The organism is Nocardioides sp. Leaf285, assembly GCF_001422955.1.
Taxonomy (GTDB): Bacteria; Actinomycetota; Actinomycetes; order Propionibacteriales; family Nocardioidaceae; genus Nocardioides; species Nocardioides kribbensis.
In genome coordinates this window covers 473,395-489,648 of the sequence record NZ_LMNH01000004.1, presented here as the reverse complement: position 1 = coordinate 489,648, position 16,254 = coordinate 473,395, and the positions used below count along the sequence as shown (strand labels likewise).

Genomic DNA, 16,254 nt, shown 5'->3' with positions numbered 1-16,254 from the left:
GAGGAGTCCGGCCATGAGGCACGGATTCGACAAGCAGCAGCAGCGGGAGTGGGCCGACCGCGCCGAGGCGCTCTGGGCCCAGCACCGCCACGGAGGCTGGGGGCCCGGGCCGGGCTTCGGCGGCCCCTTCGGAGCCTTCGGTCCCGGACCGGGCGGACCCGGCGGACCCCGCGGTCGCGGGGGACGCCCCGGCCCCCCGCCGTGGCTCGCGGGCCTCTTCGGCCTCGGCGACCCGGAGGCCTCGCGGGGCCCGAAGGTGCGGCGCGGCGACGTGCGCGCGGCCATCCTCGACGTGCTGCGCGCCGCCGGTGAGGCGGGCGAGGCCGTCAACGGCTACCAGGTGATCCAGCAGATCGCGGAGCGCTCCGGCGACGCGTGGCGCCCCAGCCCCGGCTCGGTCTACCCGACCGTCGCGCAGCTGCAGGACGAGGGTCTGGTGGAGTCCGACGACGAGCGCAGCCGCCGCACCCTGCGCCTCACGCCGGCCGGTGAGGAGTACGTCGCGACGCACCGCGACGAGCTCGACGCCGTCTGGGCGCCCTTCGAGGCCACCGCCCGCGAGGCTGCGACCGGGCCGCGCGTCGACCTGCGCCCGGAGATCGGCCAGGTGATGAGCGCGGTGTGGCAGATCGTCACCACCGGCACCGACGCGCAGCGCCGCGCCGCCGTCGACGTGCTCGTCGACGCTCGGCGCAAGCTCTACGGCGTGCTCGCCGACGGCGGTGACACCGAGGAGACCGGCGCGGAGACCGGCGCGGAGACCGGCGGGGAGGCCGGCGGGTACGGCGGCCACGGCACCGGCCACGACCACGTCCGGGGCCCGGCCGCGGAGCGCGCCGAGGGCGCGCCGACCGACCGGTCGCGCGACGGGACCGCCCGGGAGGCGGACGAGTCATGAGCGAGCAGCACCTGCGCATCGGCGACGCCGAGCGGGAGCAGGCGGCGGCCGCGCTGGGCGAGCACTACGTCCGGGGCCGCCTCGACCACGACGAGCACGCCGAGCGTCTCGAGCGGGTCTGGACCGCGCGCACCCGGGCCGACCTCGGCCCCCTCTTCGCCGACCTGCCCGCCCCGTGGCCCGACGGCCTCCTCCCGGCGACCCTCGCGCAGCGCTCCGGGTCCGGCGGCGCCGCGCGCGACCCGGGTCGCTGGGTGCCAGGACGCGCGGCGTACTGGTCGGGCGGCCGGGCGCTGCGACCGCGCGGGCTGCCCGCGCCCGTCGTCGCCGTGCTGGCCGTGCTGCTGGTGCTGACCGTGGTCACCCACCTCCCGCTGCTGCTGCTCGGGCTCGGGGCGTGGCTCTTCGTCCACACCCGCCACCGCGCGGCGCGCCCGCAGCGGGCGCGTCGGCCCCAGGCCGGGTGAGCACCGGCCCGTCGTGTCGCGCCGCCGTCGGCGCGGCCGGGCAGGATGGGCGTCACGCCACCCCAGGAGGACGAGCATGGGCCACCCGCTCACCGCACCGCCGATCCAGCCGGTCCAGCCGGTCCAGCCGGCCCGCACGCCGCCGCACGTGACCGGGGCGTCGCGATGAGCGCGGGCGGGCTGCGGCTGGGCGTCTCCCTGGGCTACTGGGGCGCCGGCCCGCCGCCCGGCCAGGCCGAGGCGGTGGCGCTGGCCGAGGAGCTCGGTCTCGACTCGGTGTGGTCGGCGGAGGCCTACGGCTCCGACGCCCTCACCCCGCTCGCCTGGCTCGGCGGGCAGACCTCGACGCTGCGCCTGGGCACCTCCATCATGCAGATGTCGGCGCGCACGCCCGCGGCCACGGCGATGGCCGCGATGACCATGGACCACCTCAGCGGCGGTCGCTTCGTGCTCGGCCTCGGCGCCTCGGGCCCGCAGGTGGTGGAGGGGTGGTACGGCCAGACCTACCCCAAGCCGCTGGCCCGCACGAGGGAGTACGTCGCACTCGTGCGCCAGGCGATCGCCCGCGAGAGGCTCCAGCTCGACGGTGAGCACTTCCAGGTGCCCTTCACCGGCGGCGCCGCGGTCACCGGCGGCGACCTGCCGACCACCGGGCTGGGCAAGGCGCTGCGCTCGACGCTGCACCCGGTGCGCCCCGACCTGCCGGTGCTGCTGGCCGCCGAGGGCCCCAAGAACGTCGCCATGGCCGCCGAGATCGCCGACGGCTGGCTGCCGCTCTTCTACTCCCCGGCCCACGACGAGCACTACCGCGCCGCCCTGGCCGAGGGCTTCGCCCGCCCCGGCGCACGCCGCAGCGCCGAGGACTTCGAGGTGGCCTGCATGGTGCAGGTCGTGCTCGACGACGACGTGGAGGCCGCCGCCGACACCCTGCGACCCCACTACGCGCTCTACATCGGCGGCATGGGCGCCAAGGGCGCCAACTTCCACTACGACGTCTTCGCCCGGATGGGCTTCGAGGCCGAGTGCGAGCACATCCAGGAGCTCTACCTCTCGGGTCGCAAGGAGGAGGCCGTCGCCGCCGTGCCGCTGGCCATGGTCGAGCAGGTCGCGCTCGTCGGCCCGCGCGACAAGATCGCCGCGGAGCTGCCCCGCTGGCAGGACTCGCTGCTGACCACGATGATCGTGCCGCCCCGCCCCGACGTCATGCGCACGATGGCCGAGCTGCTCGGTTGACCCGCCTGCCGTCCACCGCCGCGGGCGGCTGCGCCAGGCTGGACCGGACTGGACCGGGCTGGACCGGGCTGGACCGGGCTGGACCGGGCTGGACCGGGCTGGACCGGCCCGGCCTGACCGGGCCGGGCCGGGCCGGCCGGGCGAGGAGCAGCAGGGCGCCTAGATCCAGCCCATCCGCCGCGCGATCGCGCAGGCGTCGTGGCGGTTGGCGGCGCCCAGCTTGCCGACGGCGTTGGACAGGTAGTTGCGCACGGTGCCGGGTGAGAGCGACGCGCGCTCGGCGATCTCCTCCACCGGCGCGCCGTCGGCGGCCAGCTCGAGCACGTCGGCCTCACGGGGCGTGAGGGGGCTGTCGCCGGCGGCGATCGCCTCGGCCGCGAGCTCGGGGTCCACGTGGCGCCCGCCCGCGTGCACGGTGCGCACCACCGCGGCCAGGGTCGCGGCCGACGTGGTCTTGGGCAGGAAGCCGCGCACCCCACCGGCGAGCGCCCGCTTGAGGTGACCGGGTCGCCCGTGGCTGGTGACGATGACGGTGGCGCAGCCCGGCAGGTCGGCGCCCAGGCGCTCGGCGACCGCGATGCCGTCGAGCCCCGGCATCTGCAGGTCGAGCACCGCGACGTCGACGTCGGCAGCGACCGCCTGGGCGACCGCCTCGGGGCCCGACGCGGCCTGGGCGACGACCTCGAGGTCGTCCTCCAGGGCGAGCAGCTGGGCCAGTGCCGCCCGGATGAGGTGCTCGTCGTCGGCCAGCAGGACGCGGATCGTCGTGCTCACGGCGTCACCTGCGCGGGCGGGGAGTCCAGACCGCTGACCCGTACGACGAACCGCCCGGTCCCGCCGTCGTCGCAGCCGCTGCCGCCGATGCTGCTGCCGCCGGTGAGGCCCGTCGTACCGGCGTCGAGCCGGGCGCCGAGGGGCGCCAGGCGCTCCCGCAGTCCGGTGAGCCCGCTGCCGGGGGTCGGGCCCGGACCGGCCGGGCCGACCCCGTCGTTGCCGACGACCAGGGCGCCCGCGGCGTAGGTGATCTCGACCCGGGTGGCGGCGGAGTGGCGCAGCACGTTGGTGACGCACTCGCGCACCACCCAGCCGGCCGGCTCGTGCCAGGCGGTGGGGAGGTCGGCGACGTCCAGGGCCACTGCGATGCCGGCCGCGTCGAGCAGCGAGCGCGCCCCCTCCAGCTCCTGGGCGAGGTCGGTGGCGCGGTAGCCGCGGGCCAGGGCGCGTGCCTCGCGCAGGGCGGTGTGGGCGACGCCGCGCACCTCCAGCATGGTCGCGGCGGCCGCGGTGTCGCCGCGCTCGCTGAGCCGGGCGGCCAGCTCCGACTGCAGGGCGATCGCGGAGAGCCGGCGCCCGAGCACGTCGTGCACGTCGCGGGAGAAGCGCAGCCGCTCCTCGGCCACCGCGAGATCGGCCTGGAGGGCGCGGGCGCGGTCGAGCTCGGAGACCACGCCGAGCAGCCACAGCGACACGCGCGCGGTGAAGACGAAGAAGGCCGTGACGCCCGCGGCGCCGAGACCGGCGACGAGCAGCCCGGTGGTGGCCCAGAAGACCAGCCCGAGGCCTGCGACGAGGGCGGCGGAGACCCGGTCGTCGCGCAGCCCGCCGATGCTCCAGCTCAGCACGCTGAGGGCGACCATGGCGCCGACCCCGCGCAGCCCGTCGGGCAGCAGCCGGTCGCCGACGAGCACCACCGCGGTGGCCGCCAGCAGGGGGCCGACGCTGCGCCAGGGCACGGGGCGCGCCGCGGGGTAGAGCGCGGCGACGTCGCGCACGACCGGCGTGCCCAGCGCGCAGGTCACCGCGACCGCCGCGACCACGAGCGCCACCAGGGCGGGTGGCTGCTCGCCCCAGTCCGCGGAGCCACGCCACAGGATGAAGCCCGTGCTCGACCAGAGCAGGAGGTAGATCGACTGGCGCGTGTAGAGGTCCACGCGCTCGACCTCGCTGCGCTCCGACCAGCGCTTCCAGCGCCCGCGCCGGGCGGCGTCACGACCTCGGGCGGGGCCCGCGCCCGCGCCCGCGCCGGCCGGCCGCGCGTCGTCGAGAGGGGGGTCGTCGAGAGGGGGGTCGCCGAGGTGGGCGTCGGTCGGGCTCATGGCGTCCTCTCGGGGGAGGGGGGTGGTCGGTGCGCTGCGGGGGAGGGGGGCGGCGGCGGGTGCCGCGGGGCGGGCCCTGATCGTGCCGACCGCGCCGACCGCGCCGACCGCGCCGCTCGCCCCCTCACCACCCTAGACACGTCCGGGCCCGGGCGACGCGAGCTGCGGTCGGCAGCTGCGGTCGGCAAGGGGTCAGCGCTGCGGCTCCCACCGCAGGGAGCGGCGGGCCAGGTCGAGGCCGACGGCGGTCCAGAGCACCAGCACGAGCACCGGCTGGAGCCCGACCGACCAGGTGTCGGCGAGGTCGAGGCTGGGGGTGGTGGAGCCGTCGTCGAGGCCGAACCAGCCGATCCGCACGAGCGCGGTGAGGGCGGCGCCGGGGGTCCAGTCGGTCCAGCGCTGCACGGAGTCGGGGAAGCTGATCGCCACCTGGCCGACCACGAGCAGCAGGATGACGGGCAGGCTGGTCATCTGCGCGGCCTCGGCGTTGCGGGTCCAGGCGGCGGTCCAGTAGGCCAGCGCGACCGACATCAGGGCGCCGAGGAGCACGGCCCCGGCGTACAGGACGGGGTTGACCGGGGCGGGCGCGCCGAGCGCGAGCGCCACGACCACCGTGACCAGCGAGACGAGGACCGCGACCACCAGGCCGGGCAGGGCCAGGGCCACCAGGATCTCCGCGTCGCGGGTCTCCCCGGTGCGCAGGCGCTTGAGGACGAGCTCGTCGCGGCGGGTCACGAACTGCGAGAGCAGGTTGTAGTAGACCGGGAAGAGCAGCGTCATCATGAGCGCGGTCACCACGGTGGCGGCGCCGACGGCGACGTCGCCGCGCGGCCCGGTGAGCAGCAGCACCAGCGGCAGCACGGGCAGCACCACGGCGTAGAGCAGGGTGAGCCGGTTGCGCGTCATGAGGGTGGCGTTGGCGCGGGCAAGCCCGCGCACCCGCCGTACGCCGGCTCCGCGCTCGGACCCGCCGGCTGCGTCGGTGGCCGGGGTGGCCGGGGTGGCCGGGGTGGCCGGGGTGGCCGGGGCGGTGGGCTCGGTGCGGGGGGTCGACGTACTCATCGGGTGGCTCCCTCGGTGGCGGTGGCGGTGGCGGTGGCGCTGGCGGTGGCGCTGGCCCGGTCGGCGGTCGCGGTCGTCTCGCTGGGGATCGGGTCGGAGCGCCGGGCCGGGGAGGCGGCGTCGCGGCCCTCGGCGATGGCGAGGAACACCGACTCGAGGCTGGCGGTGCGGGCGTCGAGCCGGTCGAGGCGCACACCCTCGGCGTCGGCCCAGGCGAGCAGCGCGGTCAGCGTGGCCTGGAGGTCGGTGGTGTGCAGGGTGATGGTGCGCCCGTCGTCCTCGACCCGGCCGGCCGGCAGGGCCGGCAGGGTGCGGTCGGGGGTGTCGAGCCTGACCGTCGAGGGGTGACCCTCGGCGATCTCGGCGGGCGTGCCGGCGCGGCGGACCCGCCCGGCGTGCATGATCGCGAGGTGGTCGGCCAGCGCCTCGGCCTCCTCGAGGTAGTGCGTGGTGAGCAGGACGGCGGCGCCGTCGTCGCGCAGGTCGCGCACGATCTGCCACACGTCGCGTCGCGACTCGGGGTCGAGCCCGGTGGTGGGCTCGTCGAGCAGGACGACCTCGGGACGCCCCATGAGGGTGCAGGCCAGGTCGAGGCGGCGTTGCTCGCCCCCGGAGAGCGCGCCGACCCTGACGTCGGCGCGGTCGGTGAGGGTGAGCCGCTCCAGCGACTCCTCCACCGGGCGCGGCGCGGTGACGGTGGCGGCCCACATGCGCAGCGTCTCGCGCACGGTCAGGTCGGCGGGGAAGCCGCTGGACTGCAGCAGCACCCCCGTGCGCGGTCGCACCCGGGCCCGGTCGGCGACGGGGTCGAGCCCCAGCACCCTGACCTCCCCTCCGGTCGGCGCGGCGAGGCCCTCGACCAGCTCGAGGGTGGAGGTCTTGCCGGCGCCGTTGGTGCCGAGCAGTGCGGTGACCGACCCGGCCGCCACCTCGAGGTCGACGCCGCGCACGGCGTCGTAGGCGCTGGAGCCGTGGCCGTAGGTGCGGCGCAGGTCGCGCAGCTCGATGGCGGGTGCCCCGGTCGCAGTGCCGGTCGCAGTGCCGGTCGCATCGCCCGGCGACCGGCGGGGTGAGGGTCCGGGACGGCCGGGGCGGCCGGGGCGGTCGGTGCTCGGGCGGCGGGGGGTCGGTGTCATGCGTCCAGCCTCGCCGTCGCGGCGGCCGGGCGGCAGTGCGTGCGCTCACCGGTCGACGTGGGCCGTGCACGCTCGGACCATGACAGGTGTCATGGGTGCCGGCGGGGGGTGCCGGGTGGCCGCGCGGCGGCAGGACCGGGGTGTGGCCCGACCGGCCGTGGGGCAGGGTGGTGTCATGAGCGACCAGCTGCGCATCGGCGACGCCGAGCGGGAGCAGGCCTCGGCCTACCTCGCGGCGATGTACGCGCGCGGCATGCTCACCGCCGAGGAGCACTCCGACCGGGTCGGTCGCATCTGGGCCGCCACCACCCGGGGCGACCTCGTGCCGCTCTTCGCCGACCTGCCGGGCCCGCACCAGCAGCCGGGCTGGGCCTCCCACGCTCCGGCCGCCGCGGTCCCCGGACCGCCGCCGGCCTACCCGCCCGTCGTCGGCGGTCCGGCCCCGACGCCGTACGGTCCGGTCCGCAGCGGCACGAGCCTCACCACCTGGCTGGTCCTGGCCGTCACCGGCGCGGGGGTCTTCCTGTCGCTCACCCGGGACCGGTGGTGGTTTCTGGTGACTCTCGCGGTCGTCGCGCTGGTGGTGCTCCGGCCCCGGCGTCCCCGGTCCTGACCCGTATGACGGACCGGTCGCTGACCGGTGCGGGTCCGCGCAATTGCGCTGGTTCGGCAGGTGTCGGGGGCGGGGGGCTGCGCAGATCGCGCAAACCCGTTCGCGGGCCCGGTGCGGGCCCGCGCGATTGCGCTGTTGCGGCAGGTGTCGGGGGCGCGGGGTTGCTCGGATCGCGCAAACCCGTTGGTGAGACCTGTGCGGGTCCGCGCGATTGCGTTGTTGCGGCAGGTCTCGGGGGCGGGGGGTTGCTCGAACGGCGCAAACCGGTTGGTGAGACCTGTGCGGGTCCACGCAATTGCGCTGGTTCGGCGGGTGTCGGGGGTGCGGGGTTGCTCGGATCGCGCAAACCCGTTCGCGAGACCGGTGCCGGTCCGCGCAATTGCGCTGTTGCGGTAAGTGCCGGCCGCGACGTGTTGCCTCAGGGATCCGCCCACCTCGCACCGGACCGCCGCACCGCGCCGCACCGGCCCACCCCGCGCCGCACCGGCCCACCCCGCACCGTGGCGCAGCCGGGCCTCCGCCGTGGCGTCGGCGGAGCGGTGCTCAGCGGCTGGCGCGCCGCTCGTAGTCGGCGCGTGCGGCCACGTCGACGTCGGTGAGGGTGGTGTCGGCACCCATGGCGCGGCCGACCAGGTCGCGCACCCGGCGGGGGAGCACGTTGGAGGAGTGGAAGACGCCCTTGGCGTGGGCCGGCACCCAGGTCTCGAACCGGGGGCGCTGCGCGACCGAGACGATGGCGTCGGCGACCTCCTCGGGGGTGCAGGCCCGCATGCCCCGGGTGGCGTGGACGCCGGCGGCGAGCTCGGTGGCGACCACGGTGGGCAGCACCGTGGAGACGTCGACGCCGTGCGGGCGCAGCTCGGCGTGGGCGGCCTCGGAGAAGCCGAGCACGCCGAACTTGCTGGCGCTGTAGACCGCTGCGCCCGCCATGCCGAGCCGACCGACCGCGGAGGCGACGTTGACGACATGCCCGCGCCCTCGCGCGACCATCGCCGGGGCGACCAGGCGGGTGCCGGTGACGACGGCGCGCAGGTTGATCTCGAGGGTGCGGTCGACGGAGTCGTCGCTCTGCTCGAGCAGCGGGGTCAGCGGCATGATGCCGGCGTTGTTGACGAGCACGTCGACCGGCGCGAGGGCCGCCGCCTGCTCGACGAAGCGGGCGTAGGAGCCGCGGTCGGCGACGTCGACCACGAGCCCGACGGCGTCGTGGCCGACCGCGGCGGCGGCCTTGGCGGCCACGTCGTCGTCGAGGTCGCCGATGACCACACGGGCGCCGGCGGCGGCGAAGCGGTGGGCGGTGGCCAGGCCGATGCCGCGGCCGGCTCCGGTGATGACGACGAGGGCGTCGGTGAGGTCGCGGGGTGCGGTCACGGTGGTCTCCTGCGGTCGGGTGCGGGTGCGGGTGCGGGTGCGGGTGCGGGTGCGGGTGCGGGTCGGGCGGGGGAGGGGCGGGTCAGGCGGTGCGGTGGACGAGGTCGACGGGCTGGCCGTCGGCGGGGAAGGGCAGCGAGTGGTTGTTCATCGGCGCGACGTAGGCCGGGTCGACGCTCCAGTCGAAGCGGCGCAGCAGCTGGTGCATCACCGCCTTGACCTCGGCGCCGGCGAAGAACAGCCCGAGGCACTTGTGGACCCCGCCGCCGAAGGGCTCCCAGGCGAAGCGGTGGGAGCGGTCCTCGCGGCGCTCGGGGGAGAAGCGCTCGGGGTCGAAGGCGGTGGGGTCGCTCCACAGCGAGGGCATCAGGTGGCTGAACTGGGGGGCGACGATGACGTAGCGGTCGGCCGGCACCCGTACGCCCTCGACGACGGTCTCCTTGACCGTGCGGCGCACGACGACGGGCACGGGGGCGCGCAGCCGCAGGCACTCCTTCATCACCAGGTCGAGGGAGGCCAGGGAGTCGAGCTCGGCCAGGGTGGGTGCCTCGCCCAGGGCGAGCGACTCCGCGCGGCAGCGCTCGCGCCAGGCGGGGTGCTTGCCGAGCAGCTCGAGCATCGTGGAGAGGGTGATCGTCGAGGTGTCGTGGGCGGCCATCATGAGGAAGACCATGTGGTTGACGACGTCGTCGTCGGAGAAGCGCTCGCCCTCCTCGCTCTCGACGTGGCACAGCTGGGAGAAGAGGTCGTCGCTCTCGCGGGCGCGCCGCGAGGGCAGGTAGTCGCGCAGGAACTGCTCGACGACCTCCCGCCCCCGCAGTCCCTTGCGCCAGCGGGTGCCGGGCAGGTCGCGGCGCACGAGGGCGGCCGCGCTCTGCACGCAGTCGATGAAGGCGGCGTTGACCCGGGCCATCTCGGCGCGGTCGGTGCTCTCCGCGCCGCCCATGAAGATCTCGGCGGCGACGTCGAGGGTGAGCTCCTTGAGGGCGGGGTACGCCGGGAAGCCCGGCCCCGGGCGCCACGCGTCGAGGCCGCGGGCGATCGGGGCGTGCATGGCCGCGGCGTAGCCCTCCAGCCGCGGGCGGGTGAAGGCCTGCTGCATGATCCGGCGGTGCACGTGGTGCTCCTCGCCGTCGAGGAGCATGAGGCCGCGGTCGAAGAACGGGCCGACGAGGTAGCTCCAGGCCGGCCCGTTGACGAAGGCCTTGTCGGGGTTGGTGAGCGCCGTGGCGCAGGCGTCGGGGCCGAGCAGCATCACCCAGGGGTCGCCCAGGATGCGCAGCGGGGAGACGGGTCCGTAGGTCGCCCACTGCTTCTCGAAGAGGGCGACCGGGTCGCGGGCGTACTCCAGGCTGCGCCCGATCACGGGCCAGCCGCGGTGCTCGCTGGCCACGGCGGGGAGCGGGCGGGCCGTCGCGCCGGCGGCCGGGTCGGGGGTGCGGGACGTGGCCTGGGTCACGTCGACCAGACTGATTCAGACAGGACGTCCTGTCAATGTCTGCGTCCGTCCTGGCCGCACCGGTCCGGTCCGGTCCCTGGGACGGGCGCGCGGCGGGTGTGAGGATGGGCCCATGGCGGTCAAGGCGGGGAGGTATCGCGGCATGTCGGCGCAGGAGCGCGCCGCCACCCGTCGCGCCCAGCTGCTCGCGGCGACCCTCGACGTCTGGGGCGCCGACGGCGGACCCCGCGTCACCATGACCCGCATCTGCGCCGAGGCCGGCCTCACCGAGCGGTACTTCTACGAGCACTTCGCCTCCCTCGACGAGGCCCTCACCGCCGCCATGCAGCAGGTCGGCGACGAGATCACCGTGGCCGCCCTGGCGGCGATCGAGGAGACCGAGGGCGGGCCCACCGAGCGCATCCGCGCCGCCATCGGCGCCTTCGTCGCGATCATCACCGACGACCCCCGCAAGGGCCGGGTCACCATGCTCGAGGCCCCCGGGCGCCCCGAGCTGCGCCCGGCTCGCAACGCGCTGCTGCGCGCCTTCGCCGAGCTGGCCACCCGCGAGGGTCGCGCGCTCTACGGCGACGACGCGTGGGCCGGCCAGCCCGGCGACCTCGCCGGGCTGATGTTCGTCGGCGGGGTCCAGGAGCTGGTCACCGCCTGGCTCGACGGCACGCTCGACGTCACCCCCGACGACATCGTCGAGGCCGCCACCCGCGCCTTCGCGGCCACCGCCCGGGGCGCGCAGGACTGAGTCGGCCCGATCCGGCCCGACCCATCCCGACCCGACCGGCGCGGGCCGACCGGCCCGGCGGCGTCGGAGCACGCGAGCGCTGCTCGACCACCGGGGTGTGACGCCGGTCGCCGGCGCTGGCTACGGTCGCCTGATGCCCGGTTGGACTGCACGCGCGCGCGACCCGATCTTCTGGAACGACGTCACGCAGCTGGCCAAGACGGTGCTCGCGGCGGTGCTCGCCTGGGTGCTGGCCACGAGCGTCTTCGAGCTGCCGCAGTCGTTCCTGGCGCCGTGGGCGGCGCTGCTGGTCGTGCACGCCACGGTCTACCGCACCTTCTCGCGCGGCGTGCGCCAGGTCGCCGCCGCCGTGACCGGCGTGCTGCTCGCCTGGGCGACCGGCAACGTGCTCGGCCTCGACACCGCGGCGGTGGTCATGGTGCTGGCGCTCGGGCTGGCCATCGGCGCGCTGCCGTGGTTCGGCGAGGAGTCCACCGCCGTGGCGGCCACGGCCCTCGTGGTGCTCACCACCGGCTTCTCCGACAACGACGGCATGCTCGTCTCGCGCCTGGCCGACACCGCGATCGGCATCGGCGTCGGCCTGCTGGTCAACCTGCTGGTGTGGCCGCCGCTGCGGCGGCGTACGGCGGTCGTGGCGCTCGACCGCATCGACGACGCCATCGGCGCCCTCCTCGTCGACATCGGTCGCGGGCTGACCGACGGCTGCAGCGACGAGGACGTCGACGACTGGATCGACCGCACCCGCGACCTCGACGGCGAGCTCGACAACGCCTGGTCGCTGGTGCGCCAGGCCCGCGAGAGCGCGCGGATGAACCCGCGCCGCTCGGCCCACGAGCTGCGCGACCCCCGGCAGTGGTACTCCCTGCTGCGCCGCATGGAGCAGGCGGTCGCGGAGACCCGCAGCATGGCGCGCACCCTCGGCCACGAGACCACCTGCCGCGACGACTGGGCCGACCCCTTCCGGGCCGGGTGGGTCGCGCTGCTGGTGGCCGCCGGCGAGGCGGTCAAGGACGCCGATCCCGAGCCGCTGCGCGAGGTGCGCTCCCGGCTCAATCTGCTGGTGGACCAGATCGGCGCGCAGGAGCCCACCCCGGAGCTGTGGCCGGTCTTCGGCGGCCTGATGATCAACCTGCGCAACATCCTCGACGCCATGGACGAGGTCGCCGCGGCCAACCCCCTCGGCCAGCCGCCGCTGCCGCTGTCCACGGTCGTGCGCCGCCGGGCCCGGGTGGCCGCGGGCGGAGAGGCCGCCGAGTGACCAGCCCAGTGACCCCCCAGTGACCCGCCGGTCAGGGCGTCCCCGTCGGCAGCGCTTCGTCGGTCGCATCGCCGGCGTCGGCAGCGCCAGCGGGGTGCGGGTGGTGGTCGGGCACTGGCACGACACCCCGCTGGGCCGCTTCTCCGACGCGATGGTGGAAGGGCCCGACGGGCACCGCGTGCTGATCGCCCCGCACCGGGAGGCGGCCGACTTCATCGGGGCGACGTACTCCTTCGACGAGGTGCGGATCGAGCCGGTGACGGCGGTGGCCACGGCGACCGCCTGGTCCGTGCGCTCGCCCTCCCTCGACCTCGACCTCGTCGTCGGCCGCCGCACCGCGCTGGGCCGGCTGCTGGCCCTGGTGCCCGACCGGGTGGCGACCAGCCCGGCCTGGTGCTCGCTCACCGACGTCGTGGCCCGTCTCGTGCTGCGCGGGGTCCGCACCCGCGGCAGCGCCGGCGGCGGTCGACGGGAGTGGTACGGCGCCACCGACCACCACCGCGTGCGCGCCGCGACGGGGCACCTCGAGGGCCGCGACCTCGGCGCGCTGGCGCCGGTGAGCCCGCCCCCGCGCTTCGGCTTCTCCTCCACGCCCCGCCGGCCGTCGGTCACGACCGTGGTGACCACCGTCGAGGTGCCCGGGGCCCAGCGCGGCTGAGGGCGGGAGCGGCGCCGCCGGTCCTCGCCGCGAGCGGAGCCTGCCGCCGGCGGCTACGGTGCCGGACATGGCTCCCGGCTCGCAGCGCCCCCACGCGGCCGACCCCGCGCACCCGGACCCCGGTGGCTCGATCGACCCGGGCCGTGCGCCCGATCCGGGTGACCCGGGCGACCCGGGTGTGGAGGACGGCCAGCGGCCGCTGCGCGCCGACGCCGAGCGCAACCGGCGCCTGATCCTCGACGCCGCCAGCGCGGTCTTCGCCGAGCGCGGCCTGGAGGCCGGCTTCGAGGAGGTGGCGCGTCGCGCGGGGGTGGGCGTGGGCACGGTCTACCGCCGCTTCCCCGACCGCGACGACCTCATCGACGCCCTCTTCGCCCGGCGCCTCGACGAGCTGGTCGCGCTCACCGCGCGCGCGGGTGAGAGGGAGGACCCGTGGGAGGCCCTGGTGTGGTTCCTGGAGGAGTCGGTCGCGGCCCAGTCCTGCGACCGGGGGCTCAGCGAGGTGCTGGGCGACGGCCTGCGCGGGGCCGAGCGCCTCGAGCGGGCCCGGGAGCGCATGCAGCCGGCGGTCGGCGCGGTCGTCGCGCGGGCCCAGGCCGCCGGGCTGCTGCGCGACGACGTCGCTCCCCTCGACTTGGCGGTGCTCTCCCGCGCGGTCTCCCAGATCGGCACCGAGGCCACCCCCGACCTGTGGCGCCGCTACCTCGCCATCCTGCTCGACGGCCTGCGCGCCCGCCCCGAGCGGCCCACGCCGCTGCCGCGGGCCTGCCCCGACGAGGCCGAGCTGGCCCGGGTGGCGCACAAGGCCCGTCCGGGCCGCCGGCGCTGAGGCCGGCCCCACCTGTCGGTCACGGCCGGGACCGAGGTCGGGCTCGAGGGCGGCTGGACCCGTGGGGACGGCTCAGCAGACGGGCAGCCGGTCGCGACACCGCGGGCGTCGGGACCCGGGAGGCTCCTCGCTGCTCGGCTCACCGCCGTCCGGGTGCCCGTCGGTCAGGTGCCCGCCGGTCGACTCCCGGTCGACCGGTCCGCGTGCCGGCACCGCCGCGGCGGCCACCGGGGCCACGGCAGCCACGGGTGCGAGCGTGCGACCGGCCGCGCGGCGCCGGCGTACGACGTGGCGTGCGGCCAGGACGACGACGAGCGACGCGGCGAGGACGACCACGGCGGTGCCGAGGTGGTCGAGCACGCCGCTGGCCGCGATCGCGCTGCCGGCGACGACCCAGGCCGAGGCCCACGCGAGCGCACCGACGACGGAGGCGGGCAGGAAGCGCCGGTAGGGCAGGTGGGCAGCGCCGGCGACCGCGGGCATGACGGTGCGCACGAAGGGCAGCATGCGGCTCACCAGCACCGCGGTCGTGCCGTGGCGTGCGACGAGGTCGGTGGCCCGGTCCCACCGCGCGACACCGAGGCGCCCCACGAGACGGCCGGCCCGCAGCCGCGGCCCGGTGTGGTGGCCCAGCAGGTAGCCGAGGTGGTCGCCGCTGGTCGCCCCGAGGGCCACCGCGAGCACCAGCAGGGCCGAGGCTCCGGTCCCGTCGGTCGCGGCCGACAGCCCGGTGATCGCGACCTCGCCGGGCAGTACGGCCCCCAGGCCGAGCGACGACTCGGCGAGCGCCAGGAGGAAGCCCAGCAGGAAGGTCATCGGGTCCCCCGCTCCGTCCGCCGCCGGGTGCGGTGGGACGACAGGTCCGACAACGCAACCGGAGGATTTATTCCGTTTGGGTCGCTGTGGCTGGTGGCGGGTTTCACCGGTCGGCCGGTGAAACCCGCACTGGTCGGCCGACGCGTGGGCCGACAGGTGCGGGTCTGGGCCGACAGCCTGGCCGGACGCGCCGGTGCGGGGCCTAGGGCGGCCCTGCGGCGGCGGGCGGCGGCGGGCGGCGGCGGGCGGCGGCGGGCGGGTTGGTGGACCCACCGGGGTCGCGTCGCAGGACGACGACGGGGCCCCGGATCACCGGGGCCCCGTCGTGTGGTGTCGCGCGCCGCCGGGTGTGCCGGTCGGCGCGGTCTTGCTGCGTCCCCTGCCGGGGACGGGTGGATCAGACGTTCTTGATCGCCGAGATGTCGAACTCGAGCTTGATCTTCTCGGAGACGAGGACGCCGCCGGTCTCGAGGGCGGCGTTCCAGGTGAGGCCGAAGTCCTTGCGGTTGAGGGCCGAGGCGCCCTCGAAGCCCACGCGGGTGTTGCCGAAGGGGTCGGTGGCCGAGCCGGTCTGCTCGAACTCGATGGCGACCGAGTTGGTGGTGCCGGCGATCGTCAGGTCGCCCGTGATGGTCCAGTCGTCGCCGTCGCGGCTGACGTCGGTCGAGGTGAAGGTGATGGTGGGGTTCTTCTCGGCGTCGAAGAAGTCGCCGGAGACCAGGTGGCCGTCGCGGTCGGCGGAGCCGGTGTCGATCGAGGCGGTGACGATGCTGAGGGTCACCGAGGAGGCGGCGGGGTTGGCGGTGTCGATGTGGGCGGTGCCGCTCCAGTCCTTGAACTGGCCGCGGACGGTGGTGACCATCGCGTGGCGGGCGCTGAAGCCGAGACGGCTGTGGCTGGGGTCGATGGTGTAGTCGCCGGTGAGGTCGGAGACGACGCTGGTGGGGGCGTCGAAGGTGGCGGTGGCGCCGGTGGTCTTGTCGTTCGAGCGGCTGAAGATGCCCATGGTGTGCTCCTGAGGTCTGTGGTGTGGGTGCTCGTCCACGCTAGTGGAACTTTCAATTACCCACAACCGGACCGAGGTCCGTTTTCATTCCCGCCGTCGGCCCGCGGTGGTGAGGCGGTCTGGACCATCGTCGACACGGCCCCGTCGGCCCGGAAATGACGAGGAGCCGCGACCCCCGGTGGGTCGCGGCTCCTCGTGCGTGTCGCTCAGGCTGCGTGAGGCGTCTGGATCGGAGCTGCGCTCCGGACGTCGAGCGTCGGGTCGACCCAGTGGGCCTCCAGGCGCGTGCGGCCGCTGCTGTCGGTGACGGTCACCCAGGTCTGGGTCAGGGCTCCGGTCATCTGCGAGTTCAGCATGGGACACCTCCTGTTCATCTTCTGTTCACCAAAGGTAGCACGGCTCCACACGGACGGGCGGATTTTGCCGCCACTTCGCTCCCCTGCTCCACCTGGAGGGGTGATCGACCGCGCGGCGTCACCACGGCGCTCCACCCGGTCGATCCGGGCGCGTGGTCGGGCCGGGCCCCGCCCGACCCGGTCATGGCCGGAGCTGCCGCTGGCCCGGTCGGCGAGCAGGCGTCCGGCTCGGTCGTTCCTGCCCGAAATCGGGCAGG

At 76.0% G+C, this 16,254-nt stretch carries 17 protein-coding genes; 8 read left to right on the top strand and 9 right to left on the bottom strand.

Annotated features, from left to right (window positions below; genetic code table 11):
* Positions 1-13 precede the first annotated feature (13 nt).
* The 3 genes from ASF47_RS20760 (at position 14) to ASF47_RS16510 (ending at position 2,598) form a co-directional block, all read left to right on the top strand.
* Positions 14-898 carry a PadR family transcriptional regulator gene (locus tag ASF47_RS20760; protein ID WP_082500428.1) on the top strand — a complete coding sequence of 295 codons (885 nt, stop codon included), beginning with the start codon at positions 14-16 and terminating at the stop codon, positions 896-898.
* Entirely contained in the window at positions 895-1,365 is a 471-nt protein-coding gene (locus tag ASF47_RS16515) for a DUF1707 SHOCT-like domain-containing protein (RefSeq protein ID WP_056865061.1), read from the top strand. The genes ASF47_RS20760 and ASF47_RS16515 overlap by 4 nt, the downstream gene beginning before the upstream one ends.
* A gap of 165 nt (positions 1,366-1,530) precedes the next feature.
* A complete protein-coding gene (locus tag ASF47_RS16510) occupies positions 1,531-2,598 on the top strand; it encodes an LLM class F420-dependent oxidoreductase (RefSeq protein ID WP_235558781.1) in 1,068 nt (355 codons plus the stop codon).
* A gap of 159 nt (positions 2,599-2,757) precedes the next feature.
* On the opposite strand, the gene ASF47_RS16505 is transcribed toward ASF47_RS16510, so the two are convergent.
* The 4 genes from ASF47_RS16505 to ASF47_RS16490 all read right to left on the bottom strand — a co-directional run bounded on the left by ASF47_RS16505 (position 2,758) and on the right by ASF47_RS16490 (position 6,892).
* On the bottom strand, positions 2,758-3,372 hold the full coding sequence (locus ASF47_RS16505) for a response regulator transcription factor (RefSeq protein ID WP_056865060.1): 615 nt from the start codon (positions 3,370-3,372) through the stop codon (positions 2,758-2,760).
* Positions 3,369-4,694 (bottom strand): sensor histidine kinase, encoded by a 1,326-nt coding sequence (locus ASF47_RS16500; RefSeq protein WP_056865059.1) that lies wholly within the window; start codon positions 4,692-4,694, stop codon positions 3,369-3,371. Before ASF47_RS16500 ends, ASF47_RS16505 begins: the two co-directional genes overlap by 4 nt.
* Positions 4,695-4,886: 192 nt before the next feature.
* On the bottom strand, positions 4,887-5,756 hold the full coding sequence (locus tag ASF47_RS16495) for an ABC transporter permease (protein ID WP_056865058.1): 870 nt from the start codon (positions 5,754-5,756) through the stop codon (positions 4,887-4,889).
* A complete protein-coding gene (locus tag ASF47_RS16490; RefSeq protein WP_082500427.1) occupies positions 5,753-6,892 on the bottom strand; it encodes an ABC transporter ATP-binding protein in 1,140 nt (379 codons plus the stop codon). The genes ASF47_RS16495 and ASF47_RS16490 overlap by 4 nt, the downstream gene beginning before the upstream one ends.
* Before the next feature lie 175 nt (positions 6,893-7,067).
* Between ASF47_RS16490 and ASF47_RS20755 the strand changes: the two genes are divergently transcribed.
* The gene (locus ASF47_RS20755; RefSeq protein WP_200919176.1) at positions 7,068-7,505 is read left to right on the top strand and encodes a DUF1707 SHOCT-like domain-containing protein; all 438 of its coding nucleotides are present in this window, start codon (positions 7,068-7,070) and stop codon (positions 7,503-7,505) included.
* A gap of 543 nt (positions 7,506-8,048) precedes the next feature.
* Here ASF47_RS20755 and ASF47_RS16480 read toward each other — a convergent pair.
* Positions 8,049-8,876: an SDR family oxidoreductase gene (locus ASF47_RS16480; RefSeq protein WP_056865056.1), complete on the bottom strand. Its 828-nt coding sequence runs from the start codon at positions 8,874-8,876 to the stop codon at positions 8,049-8,051.
* Between the two features lie 82 nt (positions 8,877-8,958).
* Positions 8,959-10,335, bottom strand: coding sequence for a cytochrome P450 (locus tag ASF47_RS16475; protein ID WP_200919174.1), 1,377 nt, complete (start codon positions 10,333-10,335; stop codon positions 8,959-8,961).
* 112 nt (positions 10,336-10,447) lie between these two features.
* Here ASF47_RS16475 and ASF47_RS16470 point away from each other — a divergent pair, with 112 nt between their 5' ends.
* The 4 genes from ASF47_RS16470 to ASF47_RS16455 all read left to right on the top strand — a co-directional run bounded on the left by ASF47_RS16470 (position 10,448) and on the right by ASF47_RS16455 (position 13,819).
* Positions 10,448-11,074, top strand: coding sequence for a TetR/AcrR family transcriptional regulator (locus ASF47_RS16470; protein ID WP_056865055.1), 627 nt, complete (start codon positions 10,448-10,450; stop codon positions 11,072-11,074).
* A 133-nt stretch (positions 11,075-11,207) separates the two neighbouring features.
* Complete coding sequence (locus ASF47_RS16465) at positions 11,208-12,332, top strand: FUSC family protein (RefSeq protein ID WP_156697960.1); 1,125 nt, start codon at positions 11,208-11,210, stop codon at positions 12,330-12,332.
* A 19-nt stretch (positions 12,333-12,351) separates the two neighbouring features.
* Positions 12,352-12,990: a hypothetical protein gene (locus tag ASF47_RS16460; RefSeq protein ID WP_056865053.1), complete on the top strand. Its 639-nt coding sequence runs from the start codon at positions 12,352-12,354 to the stop codon at positions 12,988-12,990.
* A 67-nt stretch (positions 12,991-13,057) separates the two neighbouring features.
* Positions 13,058-13,819 (top strand): TetR/AcrR family transcriptional regulator, encoded by a 762-nt coding sequence (locus ASF47_RS16455; protein WP_082500426.1) that lies wholly within the window; start codon positions 13,058-13,060, stop codon positions 13,817-13,819.
* A 72-nt stretch (positions 13,820-13,891) separates the two neighbouring features.
* Here the strand turns inward: ASF47_RS16455 and ASF47_RS16450 are convergent, their stop codons facing one another.
* The 3 genes from ASF47_RS16450 to ASF47_RS21205 form a co-directional block, all read right to left on the bottom strand.
* Positions 13,892-14,635, bottom strand: a complete 744-nt coding sequence (locus ASF47_RS16450) for a DedA family protein (RefSeq protein ID WP_056865052.1) — start codon at positions 14,633-14,635, stop codon at positions 13,892-13,894.
* A 397-nt stretch (positions 14,636-15,032) separates the two neighbouring features.
* Entirely contained in the window at positions 15,033-15,641 is a 609-nt protein-coding gene (locus ASF47_RS16445) for a YceI family protein (protein ID WP_056865051.1), read from the bottom strand.
* A gap of 206 nt (positions 15,642-15,847) precedes the next feature.
* Positions 15,848-15,997: a hypothetical protein gene (locus tag ASF47_RS21205; protein ID WP_156697959.1), complete on the bottom strand. Its 150-nt coding sequence runs from the start codon at positions 15,995-15,997 to the stop codon at positions 15,848-15,850.
* Positions 15,998-16,254: the final 257 nt, after the last annotated feature.